Source organism: Streptomyces sp. RLA131 (assembly GCF_056270125.1).
The window spans coordinates 547,339-562,807 of record NZ_JBWDOQ010000002.1 but is presented as its reverse complement, the minus strand read 5'-3'; the positions used below and the strand labels follow the sequence as shown (position 1 = coordinate 562,807).

The following is a 15,469-nucleotide window of genomic DNA, read 5'->3' as shown; positions in this document are numbered from 1 at the left end:
GACACCTGATGGGCATCCTCGGCGACAGCCTCGACAAGGCCGCGGCGAACACCGCCACCCGCCCCGCCCCCAAGAGCGCACCCGCGCAGATGCGGTTCCTGGTCAAGCAGGAGAAGGGCACCAAGGCCGTCGCCGAGCTGCTGGGCATCTCCCAGCGCACCGTCGAACGGTACGTCAAGGGCCAGATCAAGAAGCCGCGCGCGGACCTCGCGGCCCGGATCACCGGTGAGGTCCGCAAACGGTGGCAGCCCCGTGTGAAGGAGAAGGCGAAGAAGCAGGCAGCCACCTCCACCGGCATCGTCGTGGAGACCCGGGCCAGATTCGGCTTCACCGCCGCGCCCGGCACCACGGACGACGGACGGATCCGGCTGATCACCCAGCACCTTCCACCCGCGTACGCGGCCCGTCTCTTCGACCAGCAGGCCGCCGGGGCCACCGACGAACAGCTCCAGGCGGTCGTCGCCGAAGGACTCCAGGAGCAGTACTTCAAGGACCGAGGCCGCCGCGCCCAGGGGCTCCTGGTCGAGTTCACCGACATCGACTACGTGGAGCTCGACTTCTGACGCGGGCGAGGTGCGCTCCGGGGCGCGTCCGTTTGTGACTGAGCGCTTCAGCTGGCCAGTGAGCGCTTCAGTTGGCCGCTCTGCGCTCAGTGGCCGACTGTGGTCGCCTTGCGGCTGTCGGGTATGCAGGGGAGTCAGTCGTCAGGCGTGGCGATGTCCGGGAGCTGCGAATGGATGGCACGTTGCCGGCGCCGGCCTGCAGCGTCACTCCGCGGGCAGGGCAAGCGCCACCTTGCCCGTGGCGCGGCCGTCGAGAAGGTGTCGGACGGCTGCGGCGGTCTCGGCGAGTGGGTAGACGCGGTCCACGACAGGGCTGAGCGTGCCAGTGTCGATGAGAACGGTCAGGTCGCGCAGCCCATCGGCGTGCTCGGAGGAAATGAAGGTGCCCAGGTGCCGGCCGGTGAACGGGGACAGCATCTGGGCGCGGAGCTGCCGGTCAGTGCCGCCGAGCCAGGAGCCGTTCGTCTCGCCGCCGGTGATGACCAGCCTGCCGCGGGGCGTGAGCGCGCGGCGCAGATCCCGCAGACCGCGGTGGCCCGCGATGTCGATGATGGCGTCGTAGCGTCGCGGGCCGGCAAGGAAGTCCTCGCGCGTGTAGTCGATCACGTGGTCGGCGCCCAGCGCTCGTACGGCGTCGAGCTTGGGGGTGCTCGCGACGGCCGTGACCCGGGCGCCGAAGGCGTGGGCGAGTTGGACGGCGAAGGTGCCTACGCCGCCGGCGGCTCCCGTGATCAGGACCTGCTGGCCCTCCTGGACATGGCCCTTGTCGCGAACCGCCTGGAGTGCGGTGAGCGCGCTGACGGGTACCGTCGCCGCCTCCTCGAAGGTGAGTCCGGTCGGCTTGGGGGCGATCCTGTCAGGACGGGTGGCAGCGTATTCGGCGAACGCGGCCACTGTCGTGCCGTAGACCTCATCGCCGGGCGCGAACCCGGCCACTTGTGGGCCGACCGCCTCGACGACACCGGCGATGTTGCGGCCGGGGTTGGGGAGCTTCGGCCTGCGCAGCCCGCTCACGGGCCGGATCGCGTACGGCAGGCCGGCCATCATGTGCCAGGTGCCCCGGTCCACGCTGGAGGCGCGCACACGTACCAGTACCTCGGCCGGCCCGATGCTGGGCCGGGCGAGCCGCGCCGTGCGCAGCACGGCTTCCGGGTCGGTGCCGTAACGCTCCTGTACGACGGCCGCCATCGTCTTGGTCCCGCCTGCGGTTGCGATCGGCTCGCTCATGTTCCGCATCGTCACTGCTCCCGTTCCGTCTCCCGCGTACTTACGGCGTAAGCTCGTCAATGCTGGGCGACCACGAGAGGAAGTGATGTCCACCGTGACCCGACGTACCGTCCCGCAGCCGACCCGCGAGACGCTCACCCGGCAGCGGGTGCTGCGTGCCGCCGTCGAACTCGCCGACGCCGGCGGCCTGGAGACGCTCAGCATGCGCAAGCTCGGCGAGGCCGTCGGAGTCGAGGCAATGTCCTTGTACAACCATGTGGCCAACAAGGATGACTTGCTCGACGGCATGGTTGACCTGGTGTTCGGCGAGGTCGAACTGCCCACGCCGGGTGACGGCTGGCGACAGGCGATGCGGCAGCGGGCAATCTCCATGCGCCTCGTGCTGTCCCGCCACCGCTGGGCGATCGGGCTGATGGAGTCACGGTCCACTCCAGGCCCGGCGACTCTGCGTCACCACGACGCCGTTCTCGGCTGCCTGCGTCAGGGCGGGTTCTCCCTCACCCTGACTGCCCACGCCGTCTCGGTTCTCGACAGCTACATCTACGGGTTCGCCCTGCAGGAGAAGATCTTGCCCTTTGACTCCCCGGAGGAGACCGCCGAACTGGCGGATTCCATCATGAGCGGTTTCGGCGATGGCGAGTACCCGTACCTGACCGAGATCGCGACCGCTCACGTCATGCGTCCCGGGTACGCCTACGGCGACGAGTTCGAATTCGGACTGGACCTCATCCTCGACGGCCTCCAGCAAGCGGCGGGCTGACGAGCCAGCGGCGTACCACGGCCAGCCCGACCCGGCCCGAGCGCAATCACGTGATGGCCACTGTGACGCTCAGGCCAACTGAAGTGCTCAGTCACACCGTGCACCTTCGCGCCCCGTGCCGGCGACATCCCTGGGATCCACCGGCTCGCCGACGGACCCGGCCGGATGTTGTCAGCTGACGGAGTCCATGAAGCTCAGCATCCGGCGGTTGGTCTCCTCCGCGTGGTCGATCTGAGGTCCGTGGCCGGTGTCCGAGACGATTTCGGCCCGAGCACCCGGTATCAGGCGCGGAACACGCTCCACTTGGCGCTGCGGGTGCACCAGGAGGCTCCGCTTGCCGAGCACCAGGTGGAGCGGGGTACGGATGGTGGACAGTTCGCTCTCGGACAGGGGCAGTGGAGCCGGGCGGCGTATGCGGTAGGCACGGACACCCAGTTGGATCATTTTGCGCAACTCGGGCACGACGAGGACCGGTTGCTCCAGCCAGGCCGCGAGTCGCGGGCGCAGTGCCTTGGGTGCGAAGGTCGCGAACAGGCTGACGAAGATCCAGACGAAGAAGCGCAGACTCACCTTCTCCAGTCCGCCGGGGTCGAGCAATGTGACCGAGGCGAGACGGCCGGGCCTGCGGTGCGCCTGGTTGAGGGCGAGCCATCCGCCGTACGAAGAGCCGACAAGGTGCACGCGGTCGAGCCCGAGCCCGGCGATCGTCTCGTCCAGCCACCGTGCGGCACGTTCGGGTTGCTGGATGGGTTCGCGTTGCACGCTGCGTCCGGGATCGCCCGGGGTGTCGATCGCGTAGACCGGGCGCTCGGCGCTGAGGGCGGCGGTGTTCGGGTACCACATGGCCGAACAGGAGCCCGCTCCGTGCACCAGGACGACGGGGGTGCGGGACTGCGCGGCCGGGTCCGTGGGGCCGTACCGGTAGACGTGTGTGGTGCCGAACGAGGTCTCCACGTCCGCTTCCGCGAGCGCGGGCGCTCCCAGTGCGTACACCGCGTCACAGGCCGCGAAGTAGCGGTCCCGCAAAGCCTCGCTCACATAGCGGCCGACGTCGGCCTGGGCTCGGGTCGTGGTCTCGGACACGTACGGCCACCTCCAAGAGGTCGATTCTTCGTGATACGAACGTACCATGTTGGTGGTACGGCTGTATCATCATGAGTCGCAGGGGCCCTGGACCAGGGCCACGGACGAGTGGAGGGGCGCCCGATGCCCAAGCGCGTGGACCACGAGGAACGGCGTACCGAAATCGCCGACGCACTCGTCCGGGTCGCCGGCCGACGCGGCCTGCACGCCGTGGGGATGCGCGACGTGGCGGCGGAGGCGGGGGTGTCACTGCGACTGGTGCAGTACTACTTCGAGACCAAGGAAAAGCTGCTGCTCCACGGACTGCAGCAGCTGGCTGAGCGATTCGGGGAACGGGTCGCCGGCCGGGTTCGGGCCGCCGGGGACAGCCCGGGACCGCGCGCGACGATCGAGGCGCTGCTGATGGCGTCGCTGCCGATCGACGAGGAGAGCCGCGCCTTCCACCTCGTCTACACCTCGTACGCCGTTCTGGCCGTGACCGACCCGGCGCTCGCCGCCCAGCCGTTCATCCGAAACCCTGATGCCGCCGAGGACACCCTGACCGAACTCCTCCGGCAGGCACAGGAGTCGGACCTCCTTCAGCCCGGCGTGAACGCGCGGTTGGAGGCGGTCAGCCTGCTCGCCATGTCGGCGGGACTCGGCATCAGCATCCTTGTCGGCCAGCGCAGCCCGCAGTCCGCCGCCGCGGTCCTGGGCCACCACCTGGACCGGATCTTCCAAGGCGCCGGGCCCGCTTCCGCGGAGAGCTGAGGTGCGAGCGCCCCGCGGACCGGACCTGCCCGGGCCGCGGCTCTCGAACCGCCGGCCCCGCCCCTGGGGTCAGCCGGGTCGAGCCGGCTCAGCCGGGTCAGCCGGGTCAGCCGGCTTTCGGGCGGTGGATCACTCCGAGGCGTTCGAGCAGCAGCCCTTCCCGGGTGGACCAGGGGCAGATCTCGACGCTCTCCGCTCCGCACGCGGTCATGAGGCTCTCGGCGATCAGGGCGCCCGCCAGTGACTGTTCGGCGCGGTGCCGGGAGATACCGGGCAGCCCGGCGCGGCCGTCCGGGCCCACGTCGGCGAGAAGGGCGATCGACGCGCGTAGCTGGGCCAGACTCAGTTTCCCCCGCGCTCCCGGTGTCTTGTGCCGAGGCACGCCGGCGAGCCGTGCCAGCTGCTCGAAGGTCTTGGAGCAGGCGAGCACACGTCCACCCGGCTCGGCTCGGGGCACTCCGGGCCCCGCACTCAGGGACTTACTCAGATGCTCCCGGACCTCGGTCAGGCGCCGTTGCGACGAGCCGGTGCCTCCGGGCAGCCAGTCCCGGGTGATCCTGCGGGCGCCGAGCGGCAGGGAACGCACGATGCGGGGCTGATCGCCCGTACCCGAGGCGATCTCCACGGTGCCGCCGCCGATGTCCAGGACCAACAGGCGGCCTGCCCCGGAGCCCGTCCACTGCCGGGCGGCCACATAGGCCAGCCGCGCCTCCTCCTCGCCGGTCAGCACCCGCAGCCGGGTGCCGGTGGTCCGGGCCACCCGCGCGATGACCTCGTCGCGATTGGGGGCGTCCCGGATGACGGAAGTGGCGAACGGGAAAACCTCCGACCGGCGGAGCTGCGGATCCGCGGCGACCGCCTCCGCCACCGCCCGCTGCACGCTCTCGACGCCGGCCTTGCCCAGGCGCCCCTTCCGGTCGAGTGTCTCGTGCAGTCTCAGCCGCACCTTGTGGGAAAAGACGGGTTCCAGTACCGCACCTCGCCATCTCACCACGGTGAGCAGAGCACTGTGACACCCGACATCGAGCACACTTGCCTGCCGCATCCAACCCCCCTCCCTGCCCCACGCACTTCCCCCAGGCCGGACCGGATCGAGTCACCGCCACGTCCTGGACCGTATCGGCTCATTGCGTGACCATCATGTCACCGATGGTGCCCACCGCGTCGCGCCGCACCAGCCGGCGGACATGACCCCGCCGGCATCCGCACCCGCAGGGACTGCCCGTCGCACGCCGGTCCGGCCTGTCAGCCCGGTCCTTGCAGGATGTTGACGGCCCGGGCGACCACCAGGACCACGGTCACCAGGGAGACCGAGGACTGCAGCATCATCAGCATCTTGGCCCAGCGCGACAGCGGCATCACGTCGGTCGGGCTGAAGGCGGTGGAGTTGGTGAACGACAGGTACAGGTAGTCCAGGAACGCCGGTTCCCATTCCGGCGGCGCGGTCTCCGGGCTCTGCATCTGTACGAAGAGGAAGTCGGCGAACTGGTGGTGACCGCGGGCCCGCGCCAGCGGTCCGCCGCGGTCCCACTCCCAGTACCACAGGGCGAAGACGATGACGTTCGTCAGCCAGATGCCGCCGCCGGTCAGCAGCAGTGGCCCGGCGTCCAACCCTTCGGTGCCGTCCACCAGGCCGGCCACCAGCCGGACCGCCGCCAAGCCGTTGGCCAGGCTGATCACGCAGATCAGCACCAGACCCAGCCACCGCAGCCACCGGGTCCGGGGCTCGACCTGCCGGGGGTTCGCGGCGATCAGGCCGGCCAGCAGCACCAACTCCAGGAAGGGCAGCGCCCAGTACGGCTGGAAGGTGAGCCGGTGCGGCAGCATCAGCTGAAAGCAGACCGCCACCAGGATCACCCCGGTCACCGCCCAGCGCGGCTCACCGTGCGTCGCCCGGCGCCACGCGGGCGCCACCTCGTGCTCGCCACGCTCCACCAGCCGCTCGATCCGGGCCAGGCGGCTCTCGGTGTCGTCCATACCGTCGGTCATGGCGACGATTGTCCCGGCTCACCGGCCGATCGTGTGACCGGCCGGCCTGTGGGTGCCCGCATGGCCGGTGACCGCTGTTAGCCTCGGCCGTCTGTGCCTGACCGGTGTGCCCGGTTGGAAGGGGAGCCCGTATGGCTGCGGCGGAGAAGCCTTTCCTGATGCCTGTCGAAGATGTCTTCCGCCTGAGGCAGGGCAGGGTGCTCATGGCGACGGGCCGGATCGAGCGCGGGTGGGTTCGCCGGGGTGACGAAGTGGAGATCGCCGGCTTCGGCGGCGGCACGAACGCCGTTGTCGCGGACATCGACGCAGGCGGCCGCCGTACCGACGAGGCAGGTGTTGGCATGAACGTGGGGCTTGTCCTGCGTCGTGCGGCAGCGGGCGCGCTTGAACGGGGCCAGGTGCTCGCGGCGCCGGGCTCGGTCAACGTACACGTCGGCTTCGCAGCGGAGATCACCCTGCTGTCCGAGGAAGAGGACGGTGCGGAAGTGTTCTCCGGTGAGCGTCTTTGCTTCTACGTTCGCGCCGCCGCCGTGTGGGGGGTCGTGACGGCGCCCCTGCCCCTCGGCGCCGACGTGATGCGGCCGCTCGGGACGGCCGCGGTGACGGTGACGCTCGAACAGCCCGTGGCCCTTGAGGAAGACCAGCCTTTCGCCTTCCGTCACCACGGCCGTGCCGCCGGCTCCGGGACCGTCACCCAACTCCTGCGGTGAGCCTCACGAGCGGTGCAGGTGCAGGTGCAGGTGCCGGATCGCCGATGCCGCTTCAGCTTCCGTCCGCACATGGTGGCAGCCGTCATTGGTCACCATCAGCCGCGCCGGCCCTCCCGCAGCGATCACCGGGTCGCGGCTTGCCGCTCGGCTACGCCGCGTTGCGGCCGCCGTCGACGTCGAGGATGGCGCCATGGACGAAGGTCGCGTCCTTACCGACGAGGTAGGTGATGGCGGCGGCGATCTCCTCGGGTGCCGCCGGTCGCCCGGCGGGAGCGAGTGCGGCGAGCTGGTCGATCGCTTCGCCGAACCGTTCGGTCCCCTCGGTGCGGGTGGGCCCCGGGCTGACCGCGTTGACCCGCACGCCACTCGGCCCGAATTCGGCTGCCCATGCCTTGGTGAGCAGGGCCAGCGCCGCCTTGCTGGAGCCGTAGAGAGCCATCCCGGCCACCCCGAACCGGGCGACCATGGTCAGCACGTTGACGACGGCCCCCTGGCCGCGCTCAGCCATCGCGGGAGCAAGCTCGGCGACCAGGATGAACGGCGCCCGGACGTTGACCGCGTATACGGAGTCGATGTCCTCGGCGGTGGTACCGGGGGTGGGGCCGACGGGGAAGATGCCCGCGTTGTTGACGAGGATGTCGACGTGTCCGCCGCCGAGGTCGACGGCCCGGCGGGCCAGCGCCCGGACGTCGTCGGCGTCGGCGAGGTCGCTCGCGATGAAGTCGGCCTTGCCGCCCGAGGAGCGGATCGCGGTGACGACCTGGTCGCCACGGGCAACGTCCCGGCCGCTGATGAGCACGTGGGCGCCGCGTCCGGCGAGCGAGCGGGCCACCGCGCGGCCGATGCCGCTGGTGGCGCCGGTGACCAGCGCGGTCGCACCGGCGAGGTCGGTCGAGGTCATGAAGGTTCCTCTCGTGGTGTGGGTTTCGCTGTATGTGTCACGCCGCAGCCGGGCGCGGCGGGAGGGCTGGCGGTCAGGCCGCCTCGTGCAGGATCGCCGCCAGTTCGGTGGGCCGGTCGAACATCGGCCAGTGCCAGCCGAGCAGTTCCCGGTAGGCCAGGCCGTCGGCTGCCATGTGCCGGAAGGCGGGTACGGAGGCGGCCTTCGCCCGGACCTGTTCTTCCCCGAAGCTGCACAGCACGTGCAGCCGCGGAAGTTTCTCCCAGGTCTCGGTCAGCCGGACGGGGGTGGTGGCGGTGGCCCACGGCTGCGGTACGGACAGCCGGGTCAGCCGTTCGATCGTGTCGGCGGGCAGCCCCGGCAGCCCCGGCAGCGCGGCGGCCAACTGCGGCCACGACGGGGGCGGCAGCCGCCAGCCCTCGCCCGTCGTGCGCACCAGTTCGGCGTTGCGGGTCTGCTCCTCCGGCGGGACGAACCGCGCTTGGGACATTCCGTCCGGCAGCGGTCCGCTGTCGATGAACACCAGCCGGGCGATCCGTCCCGGCATCCGGTCCGCCACGCTCGGGACCACGACCGCACCGGCGTAGCTGTGCCCGACCAGCACCACGTCGTGCAGGTCTTCGTACCGGATCAGGTTGAGCACGTCGCTGACGTGTGTCTCCAAGTCGGTGTCGGGCCGGGCCAGGTGTGCCCGCTCGCCCATTCCGGTCAGGCTCAGCGGGTGGACGTCGTGGCCGCGGTCGCGCAGATCGGCCGTCACGGAGCGCCAGGCCCAGGCCCCGAGCCAGAAGCCGGGGAGAAGTACGTAAGTTGCCATGACAGGCACGCTAGGACGAATACCGGACAGTATCCGCCCGGTATTCGCGGGATACTTTCGCCCATGACCCGACCGACCGCCCGAGTGCTCGCCCTGCTGGAGATCCTGCAGGCCGGCGGCACCCGAACCGTCGCCGATCTGGCCCGGCGGCTCGACGTGGACGAGCGCACCGTCCGGCGCTACGTGGACCACCTGATCGACCTGGACGTCCCGGTCCGGTCGGTGCGCGGCCGGTACGGCGGCTACCGGCTCGCCCCCGGCTACCGGATGCCCCCGCTGATGCTCACCGACGACGAGGCACTGGCCGTGACCCTCGGCCTGGTCGCCGGCCGGCGGGCCGGGCTGGTACCCACGTCCGCCACGGCGATGGAGAGCGCCGCCGCCAAGATGCGCCGCGTGCTGCCCGAGGCGCTCGGCCGCAGGCTGGACGCGCTGCTGGCGACCGTCGACTTCACCGCCTCGGCCAGTTCGGCGGCCACCCAGGAGACGGGCGTGCTGCTGATGCTCGCGGAGGCCGTGCGGCACCGCCGGCCGGTCGCCGTCGGCTACACCGCCCGGGACGGGAGGCGCAGCGAACGCACCGTGCACCCGTACGGGATCGTCGTCCACTCCGGGCGCTGGTACGTGACCGGGGCGGACTCGGCGAGTGGCGAGGTGCGCACGTTCCGGCTGGACCGGATCGAGAGCCCCACGGTGCTGCCGGGGTCGTTCGAGATCCCCGCGGGGTTCGATCCGGCCACCCGGGTACTGTCCGGGCTCGCCGAGGTGCCCTGTCCGCACGAGGTGTCGCTACGGGTCCGGGGCACGGCCGAGCAGGTCCGCGCTCGGCTCCCGGCAGGGATCGCCACCGTGCAGGAACTGTCGGCCGCTCCGTTGCGGGAGCCCGGCGGGCAGACGGCCCATGACCCGCCGGAGGCCGGGGGAGAGTGGGTGCGGCTGCGGCTGCGGGCCGAGCGGCTGGAGTGGATCCCCTCCCTGCTCGCCTGGCTGGACCGCCCGTTCGTGATCGAATATCCGGACGCCCTGCGCGACCACGTGCACGCCCTGGCCCGCCGGCTCGCCGCCGGCGCCGACGACGTCCCGGGCGCCGACGGCCGGACAGCTGAGGGAGGCGGATAGTTCCGCGGACACCGGAATTGAGCGGTGCAAGCGGCTTCGACGGCGCCGCACCGTTCTGTGTCGCACGTACCGAGTCGGTCAGTGCCGGTCGTTCTCGGCCAGTCGCTCCCGCAGGACCGTGCTCAGGGCGATGGGTTCGCGGCCGATCAAGGTGGCCAGTGTCGGGTCGACGGCGGCGAATTCGCCGGCGCGGCTGGCTGTGAAGATGCCGAGCAACTGGTCTGCCGCCTCGGCGGGGACGCCGCTGCTCACCAGTTGCCGCCGGAACTGGTCGTCGGGTGCGGTGGTCCTCGTGAAGGGGCGGCCGGTGACGTCGGTGGCGATGCGGGCGATGTCGTCGAAGGTCAACGCCTGCGCCGCGGTGAGCGGGGGAGTGGGGCCGTCGATGCGGCCCTCGTCGGCCAGGATGGCGGCGGCCGCCTCGGCGAGGTCGGCGTGGGCGGTCCAGCTGACCGGTCCGTCCGCGGGGAGCGCGATCCGGCCGGACTCCACCGCGTGGCCGAGGAAGTGCGCAGCGCTGGCGGCGTAGAAGCCGTTGCGCAGCGAGGTGAACGGCACGCCACAGGCGCGCAGTGCTTCCTCGGTGGCGGCATGGTCGCGGCACGCCTGGAAATGCGACGAGGCGCCGGCCCCCATCTGGCTGGTGTAGAGGATGCGACGGGCACCCGCCGCGACGGCCCCTTCGATCGCGGTGCGGTGCTGCTTGACGCACTCTTCGCCCATTTTGTCGACAGACACTATGAGCACCTGGGAAGCGCCCTCGAAGGCGTGGGCGAGGCCGGCGGCGTCGGTGAAGCTGCCTTGCCGCACCCGTACTCCCCGGTCGGCGAACGCCTGCGCGCCTTGCGGGTCGCGGACGCTGACGCCGACCTGGTCCGCCGGCACGCGGGACAGCAGCCGTTCGACGATCTGGCGTCCGAGCTGTCCGGTGGCTCCGGTAACGATGATCATGTCGCGCTCCAATGATCTGGTTCCAGTGGAATCGCAATTACCGTATCACTGATACTAACGACGGAAACCCAGGTGCTGTATCGTTGATACATGCCACCACGTTCACGCGTCAGGGACGCGGCCGCCGACCCCGACTCGGACACTGACTCGGACACCGCAGTCGTAGGACGTGAGCAGACCCGGCAACGCGTCATCGAGGCCGCCGCCGACCTGCTGGCACGCGAAGGCCGCGACGCCGTCACCACCCGCGCGGTCGCGGTCGCGGCAGGCGTGCAGGCGCCGGCCATCTACCGACTGTTCGGAGACAAGAACGGGCTGCTCGAAGCGGTCGCCGAGCACGGCTTCGCCACGTTTCTCGCGGCCAAGCACGTCGACCCGGACCCGCAGGACCTCATCGAGGACCTCCGGGCGGGCTGGGACCTGGCAGTCGAGTTCGGTCTGACCAACCCCGCTCTGTTCACGCTGATGTACAGCGAGCCCAGGGGAACCGCATCGGCCGCCTTCAAGGCCGGCGTCGAGATCCTGATGGGCCGTATCCGTCGCCTCGCCGCCGGCGGCTGGCTCCGCGTCGACGAGGAGCTTGCGGCCGCGCTCATCCACGCCACAGCACGCGGCGCCGTGCTCACCTGGTTGTCCCTGCCCGAAGACCGGCGCGATCCGGCCCTGTTGACCGCTCTGCGGGAGTCCATGGTCGCCGCCGTGACCAACCAGGAGCCGGCCGTGCAGGACGCCGGCCCGGCCGGCGCCGCCCGCGCGCTGCGCGCCGCGCTGCCCGAGCAGACGTCTCTCAGTGGCGCGGAGCAGCACTTGCTGAGGGAGTGGCTGGACCGCCTCGCCTCCGACGGCTGACACGCCAGGGCACGCGCGTTCTCGCGGGCCACGCCCCTCTCCTGGTCCGGCAGGACCGAGGGACCGCCCCGGGCCGGCCGCCTCGGTGTCGTCGGACACCCGGGCCGTGCCCCTCCTTCGGCCGCGACGACGACACGCTGTACGCCGTGGCCAGGCCGGGGGCGAAATGCCGTTGAGCTCGCGGACGGAGACCCGGAAGACTTCCGCGGAAGACTCACCGTACGGCTGCCGGAAGGCACATGCCCGCGATTGACTTGCGGGGCGCGGGTCCAGCCACGCTGACACCGCGTCACCCATAAGGCACGGAACGGCGAGCAAGGCACGGTACGCAAAGCCCCCCATCCAAGGGAGAGTTGACGAATGACCGACCAGCAGACCACCGCCGTCTCCGGCGGCCGCCTGCACGTCAGCGAAGAGTTCGGCCCGCTGAGCGCCCGACTGGACGCCATCGGACCGCTGATACGCCGCGAGGCGGAGGCGGCCGAGGCGGCCGGCCGGCTCACCCCGCCCGTCGTCCAGGCCCTGCACGACAGCGGCGTGTTCCGGATCTGCGTTCCCCGGTCGCTCGGCGGCTACGAACTGACACCCCGCCAGGCCATCCGGACCGTCGAGAAGGTCAGCTACGAGGACGCCTCCACCGGCTGGATCGTGCACGCGGTGTACGTCTGCTCCGGCACCACCGCCGCGTACATCGGCGAGGAGGCCGCCCAGAACCTCTACGGTGACGGCCGCCTCACGCTGGTCGCGGGCCAGGGCACCCGCCCGGGCACGGCCGTCCGGGTCGACGGCGGCTACCGGCTGACCGGATCATGGTCCTTCGCCTCCGGCATGCACCACGCCGGCTACCTCCACAGCGCGGCCGTGGTCGAGCAGACCGGCCAGGTACTCATCCTCATCCAGCCCAAGGAACAGGCCACCCTGCTGGGTGGCTGGAACGTCATGGGCCTGCGGGCCACCGGCAGCATCGACTACCGCCTCGACGACGTGTTCGTACCCGACGCGTACGCGTACGACATCACCAGCACCGAACCCGTCAACGGCGGAGCCCTGTACCGGGTCGGCGTATGGAACATCGCCAGCATCGCCCTCACCGGATGGGCCCTCGGAGTCGGCCGCCGTGCCCTGGACGAACTGCGCACCCTCGCCCGGAGCAAGTCCGGCGCACCGGGCGCGACCACCGACACCGCCGAGTTCCACGCCGACTACGCCCGCGCCGAGATCGCCCTCCGCTCCGCCCGCGCCTGGGCCCTGGAGGTCTGGGCCGGTATCGAGGCCACCCTCGACACGGGCGCGCCGCTCAGCACCGAGCAGCAGACCCTCGCCCGGCTGGCCCTGAACAACGCCACCCGGTCCGGGCAGAGCGTGTGCGCGACCGCGTACAAGTGGGCCGGAACCGCCGCCCTCCGTGACGGCGACCTCCAGCGGGTGTTCCGCGACATGCACGCCGGCGGCCAGCACGTCACCTCCGGCCCCGTCGTCCTGCACAACGCCGGCCGCCACCTCGCGGGCCTGGCCCCCGACGACGCGCGCTGGATCTTCGGCGACCTGTCCGGACCGAACTGATGTGGAAGGCATGCCCCCGCGCCCGTCCGCGGGCCCGGACCTGGCCGGCGTGGGCGATCAGCCAGGAGACGGTGGGGCCGGAGGTCACCGGCCCGAGCGCCTCGGGGGGACCGCCTCAGGCCTGGGGGAGAGGTGCGACGGGAACGGTGGCTCCGAGCGCGGTGCTCTGGAGCGCCGTGACGCGCTCGATGACGAGCCCCAGCAGCACGGCCGCCGCGATCATGAGCGCCTCCGCCACCACGAGGAAGGCCATTGACCCCGGGGCCACCCGGCCCGCCACCACGAGTACCAGCGCGTGCGTGATCCAGGCGACCCACCACAGGTTCACCAGTGTCGTGTCTCGCTTTTGCTCCCACGACGTGGAGCTCGCGCGCCCGATGTCGAGGACGAACCGGCGCGGGACAAAGAAGTTGACCACCGGTATGAACCACGCGCCGATCGTCCAGCCCGGACCCGGGAGCGAGGCCTGGGGGGACAGCTCCTGGGCGTTGCGCCGGGACCGGGCGAGCCACACGAGGAAGAGCACGATCGCGAGAGTCATCAGATAGAGGAAGATCATGGAGATGAAGCCCGAGGTGTGCAGGGACGCCTCCGTGTGGTGCAGGTAGTGATCCCGGACCGCCGCCGCGCGGAACGCGTCCCCCACGGCGGCCGCCGCTGTCGCCGCCTGCGCCAAGCGGGCAAGGATCCAGGGAGCTTTGCGGGCGGTACTCGTCATCGTCCTGGGCCTGTCTCGGAGGCGTGTGCGGCCGCGGCGGACGCCGGGGCGGAGTGATCACAGGGGCTGATCGTCGCACGCGCGTAAGACTGTCGGGTCCTCGGTCAGCGGCCGAAGCCCACGGCCAGTGGTTTCCGCAAGCCGTCGTCCACGGCCATGGCCTGGACGATGGCGGGATCGAGCGGACGGCCGAAAAGCGTGCCCAGGACAACGTCCGAACTCCGGCTGGTGAAAGCGCGGGAGCAAGGGGTGCTGGTGTGCGGTTCTAGGTGTATTGCCCTGAGAGGTTGGGGACGCGGCTGGCGGGTGGTTGGCCTTTCAGCGCGGTGTGTCCGCGGTGGTGATTGTAGGTGTGCAGCCACCCGGGGAACGCCTCGCGGCGTTCGGTCTCCGAGCGGTAGGGGCGGGCGTAGGCCCATTCGTCGAGCAGGGTGCGGTTGAAGCGTTCGACCTTGCCGTTGGTCTGTGGCCGGTAGGGCCGGGTGCGTTTGTGGGTGATCTGGGCTGCTGCCAGCAGGTCGCGCCAGTCGCGTGAGCGGTAGCAGGAGCCGTTGTCGGTCAGGACCCGCTCGACGGTGATCCCGGCCTGGGCGAAGAACGCGTGGGCGCGGGTCCAGAAGCCGGTGGCGGTCTCCTTCTTCTCGTCCGAGAGGATCTCGCTGTAGGCGAGGCGGGAGTGGTCGTCGACGGCGGTGTGGAGGTAGCTGTAGCCGGCGTTCTTGCGGTTCTTGCGGCCGGCCTGGCGGCCCAGGACCTTGTGTCCGCCGCCGTCGGGGATGTTGCCGAGCTTCTTGATGTCGACGTGCACGAGTTCGCCGGGCCGCTCGCGTTCGTAGCGGCGTATGACACGGCCGGTGGCCCGGTCCAGGTGGGTGAGGCGGGCCAGGCCGTAGCGGGTCAGGACGCGGTGCACGGTCGAGGGCACCAGGTGCAGCAGGTGTGCGATGCGGGCCGGGCCCCAGCGGCGCAGGATGCGGACCTTGATGATCCGGCGTTCGATGCGGGTCGGGGTGCGGCGCGGGCTCGTGTGCGGGCGGGAGGACAGATCCCGCATCCCGGCCTCGCCGAGTCGCCGGTAGCGGTCGGCCCAGCGCTGCGCGGTGGTGGGCGAGACCTGGAAGCGTTCGGCGGCCCGGCGCAGGGGCCAGCCGTCCTCGACCACGCAGCGGGCCAGGCGCAGGCGTCCGGTCTCGGTCAGGGGTGCATTACGGTGGGACACGAGGGCCTTTCTGTTGGTGTAGACGTCGCAATCCACACCGAACCGGAAGGCCCTCACCCATTTCAAGATCCCCCAACCGAGATCCTGCTCACCGTCCACAACCTCCCGGGACAGAACATCTAGGGCGTGTTGCGAAAGTAGCGCCGTCCGCCCGCAGGGCGGGCTCCGCGGCGTCTGGTGCGTGCGATCGCAAGGCGGAGGGTCGTCCTCGTACTGGACGTACTTGGATGATCCCGACAACGCGGCGAGC

General features: G+C 70.9%; 16 protein-coding genes. 7 read left to right on the top strand and 9 right to left on the bottom strand.

Going from position 1 to position 15,469, the window contains the following annotated elements:
- The first annotated feature begins 8 nt into the window (after positions 1 to 8).
- Positions 9 to 563 (top strand): telomere-protecting terminal protein Tpg, encoded by a 555-nt coding sequence (gene tpg, locus RWE79_RS03305; RefSeq protein WP_475938477.1) that lies wholly within the window; start codon positions 9 to 11, stop codon positions 561 to 563.
- 204 nt (positions 564 to 767) lie between these two features.
- Here the strand turns inward: tpg and RWE79_RS03300 are convergent, their stop codons facing one another.
- Complete coding sequence (locus tag RWE79_RS03300; RefSeq protein ID WP_475938476.1) at positions 768 to 1,790, bottom strand: NAD(P)-dependent alcohol dehydrogenase; 1,023 nt, start codon at positions 1,788 to 1,790, stop codon at positions 768 to 770.
- Between the two features lie 85 nt (positions 1,791 to 1,875).
- On the opposite strand from RWE79_RS03300, the gene RWE79_RS03295 reads away from it, so the two are divergent.
- Positions 1,876 to 2,550 carry a TetR/AcrR family transcriptional regulator gene (locus tag RWE79_RS03295; RefSeq protein WP_475945565.1) on the top strand — a complete coding sequence of 225 codons (675 nt, stop codon included), beginning with the start codon at positions 1,876 to 1,878 and terminating at the stop codon, positions 2,548 to 2,550.
- A gap of 171 nt (positions 2,551 to 2,721) precedes the next feature.
- On the opposite strand, the gene RWE79_RS03290 is transcribed toward RWE79_RS03295, so the two are convergent.
- Entirely contained in the window at positions 2,722 to 3,633 is a 912-nt protein-coding gene (locus tag RWE79_RS03290) for an alpha/beta fold hydrolase (protein ID WP_475938475.1), read from the bottom strand.
- Positions 3,634 to 3,756: 123 nt separating this feature from the next.
- On the opposite strand from RWE79_RS03290, the gene RWE79_RS03285 reads away from it, so the two are divergent.
- Positions 3,757 to 4,383, top strand: a complete 627-nt coding sequence (locus tag RWE79_RS03285) for a TetR/AcrR family transcriptional regulator (RefSeq protein ID WP_475938474.1) — start codon at positions 3,757 to 3,759, stop codon at positions 4,381 to 4,383.
- 106 nt (positions 4,384 to 4,489) lie between these two features.
- Here RWE79_RS03285 and RWE79_RS03280 read toward each other — a convergent pair whose 3' ends face one another.
- Both RWE79_RS03280 and RWE79_RS03275 read right to left on the bottom strand, forming a co-directional pair.
- Positions 4,490 to 5,377: a Ppx/GppA phosphatase family protein gene (locus RWE79_RS03280; protein ID WP_475938473.1), complete on the bottom strand. Its 888-nt coding sequence runs from the start codon at positions 5,375 to 5,377 to the stop codon at positions 4,490 to 4,492.
- A gap of 251 nt (positions 5,378 to 5,628) precedes the next feature.
- Positions 5,629 to 6,372 (bottom strand): hypothetical protein, encoded by a 744-nt coding sequence (locus RWE79_RS03275; protein ID WP_475938472.1) that lies wholly within the window; start codon positions 6,370 to 6,372, stop codon positions 5,629 to 5,631.
- 131 nt (positions 6,373 to 6,503) lie between these two features.
- Between RWE79_RS03275 and RWE79_RS03270 the strand changes: the two genes are divergently transcribed.
- Entirely contained in the window at positions 6,504 to 7,082 is a 579-nt protein-coding gene (locus RWE79_RS03270) for an EF-Tu C-terminal domain-related protein (RefSeq protein ID WP_475938471.1), read from the top strand.
- Positions 7,083 to 7,230: 148 nt separating this feature from the next.
- Here RWE79_RS03270 and RWE79_RS03265 read toward each other — a convergent pair whose 3' ends face one another.
- Positions 7,231 to 7,983 carry an SDR family NAD(P)-dependent oxidoreductase gene (locus RWE79_RS03265; protein ID WP_475938470.1) on the bottom strand — a complete coding sequence of 251 codons (753 nt, stop codon included), beginning with the start codon at positions 7,981 to 7,983 and terminating at the stop codon, positions 7,231 to 7,233.
- A gap of 73 nt (positions 7,984 to 8,056) precedes the next feature.
- Positions 8,057 to 8,800 carry an alpha/beta fold hydrolase gene (locus tag RWE79_RS03260; protein WP_475938469.1) on the bottom strand — a complete coding sequence of 248 codons (744 nt, stop codon included), beginning with the start codon at positions 8,798 to 8,800 and terminating at the stop codon, positions 8,057 to 8,059.
- Between the two features lie 63 nt (positions 8,801 to 8,863).
- Between RWE79_RS03260 and RWE79_RS03255 the strand changes: the two genes are divergently transcribed.
- Positions 8,864 to 9,919, top strand: coding sequence for a helix-turn-helix transcriptional regulator (locus RWE79_RS03255; RefSeq protein WP_475938468.1), 1,056 nt, complete (start codon positions 8,864 to 8,866; stop codon positions 9,917 to 9,919).
- 78 nt (positions 9,920 to 9,997) lie between these two features.
- Here the strand turns inward: RWE79_RS03255 and RWE79_RS03250 are convergent, their stop codons facing one another.
- Positions 9,998 to 10,870, bottom strand: coding sequence for an NmrA family NAD(P)-binding protein (locus RWE79_RS03250; RefSeq protein WP_475938467.1), 873 nt, complete (start codon positions 10,868 to 10,870; stop codon positions 9,998 to 10,000).
- Between the two features lie 90 nt (positions 10,871 to 10,960).
- Between RWE79_RS03250 and RWE79_RS03245 the strand changes: the two genes are divergently transcribed.
- Both RWE79_RS03245 and RWE79_RS03240 read left to right on the top strand, forming a co-directional pair.
- Positions 10,961 to 11,719 (top strand): TetR/AcrR family transcriptional regulator, encoded by a 759-nt coding sequence (locus RWE79_RS03245; RefSeq protein ID WP_475938466.1) that lies wholly within the window; start codon positions 10,961 to 10,963, stop codon positions 11,717 to 11,719.
- A gap of 360 nt (positions 11,720 to 12,079) precedes the next feature.
- Positions 12,080 to 13,282, top strand: coding sequence for an acyl-CoA dehydrogenase family protein (locus RWE79_RS03240; RefSeq protein WP_475938465.1), 1,203 nt, complete (start codon positions 12,080 to 12,082; stop codon positions 13,280 to 13,282).
- A 115-nt stretch (positions 13,283 to 13,397) separates the two neighbouring features.
- Here the strand turns inward: RWE79_RS03240 and RWE79_RS03235 are convergent, their stop codons facing one another.
- Both RWE79_RS03235 and RWE79_RS03230 read right to left on the bottom strand, forming a co-directional pair.
- Positions 13,398 to 14,000 (bottom strand): DUF4328 domain-containing protein, encoded by a 603-nt coding sequence (locus RWE79_RS03235; RefSeq protein ID WP_475938464.1) that lies wholly within the window; start codon positions 13,998 to 14,000, stop codon positions 13,398 to 13,400.
- A gap of 265 nt (positions 14,001 to 14,265) precedes the next feature.
- The gene (locus RWE79_RS03230) at positions 14,266 to 15,219 is read right to left on the bottom strand and encodes an IS481 family transposase (RefSeq protein ID WP_475938463.1); all 954 of its coding nucleotides are present in this window, start codon (positions 15,217 to 15,219) and stop codon (positions 14,266 to 14,268) included.
- Positions 15,220 to 15,469: the final 250 nt, after the last annotated feature.

Coding starts and splice junctions, on each gene's coding strand:
- tpg (WP_475938477.1), top strand. CDS start 9: ATGGGCATCCTCGGCGACAGCCTCGACAAGGCCGCGGCGAACACCGCC.
- RWE79_RS03300 (WP_475938476.1), bottom strand. CDS start 1,790: ATGAGCGAGCCGATCGCAACCGCAGGCGGGACCAAGACGATGGCGGCC.
- RWE79_RS03295 (WP_475945565.1), top strand. CDS start 1,876: ATGTCCACCGTGACCCGACGTACCGTCCCGCAGCCGACCCGCGAGACG.
- RWE79_RS03285 (WP_475938474.1), top strand. CDS start 3,757: ATGCCCAAGCGCGTGGACCACGAGGAACGGCGTACCGAAATCGCCGAC.
- RWE79_RS03275 (WP_475938472.1), bottom strand. CDS start 6,372: ATGACCGACGGTATGGACGACACCGAGAGCCGCCTGGCCCGGATCGAG.
- RWE79_RS03270 (WP_475938471.1), top strand. CDS start 6,504: ATGGCTGCGGCGGAGAAGCCTTTCCTGATGCCTGTCGAAGATGTCTTC.
- RWE79_RS03265 (WP_475938470.1), bottom strand. CDS start 7,983: ATGACCTCGACCGACCTCGCCGGTGCGACCGCGCTGGTCACCGGCGCC.
- RWE79_RS03260 (WP_475938469.1), bottom strand. CDS start 8,800: ATGGCAACTTACGTACTTCTCCCCGGCTTCTGGCTCGGGGCCTGGGCC.
- RWE79_RS03255 (WP_475938468.1), top strand. CDS start 8,864: ATGACCCGACCGACCGCCCGAGTGCTCGCCCTGCTGGAGATCCTGCAG.
- RWE79_RS03250 (WP_475938467.1), bottom strand. CDS start 10,870: ATGATCATCGTTACCGGAGCCACCGGACAGCTCGGACGCCAGATCGTC.
- RWE79_RS03245 (WP_475938466.1), top strand. CDS start 10,961: ATGCCACCACGTTCACGCGTCAGGGACGCGGCCGCCGACCCCGACTCG.
- RWE79_RS03240 (WP_475938465.1), top strand. CDS start 12,080: ATGACCGACCAGCAGACCACCGCCGTCTCCGGCGGCCGCCTGCACGTC.
- RWE79_RS03235 (WP_475938464.1), bottom strand. CDS start 14,000: ATGACGAGTACCGCCCGCAAAGCTCCCTGGATCCTTGCCCGCTTGGCG.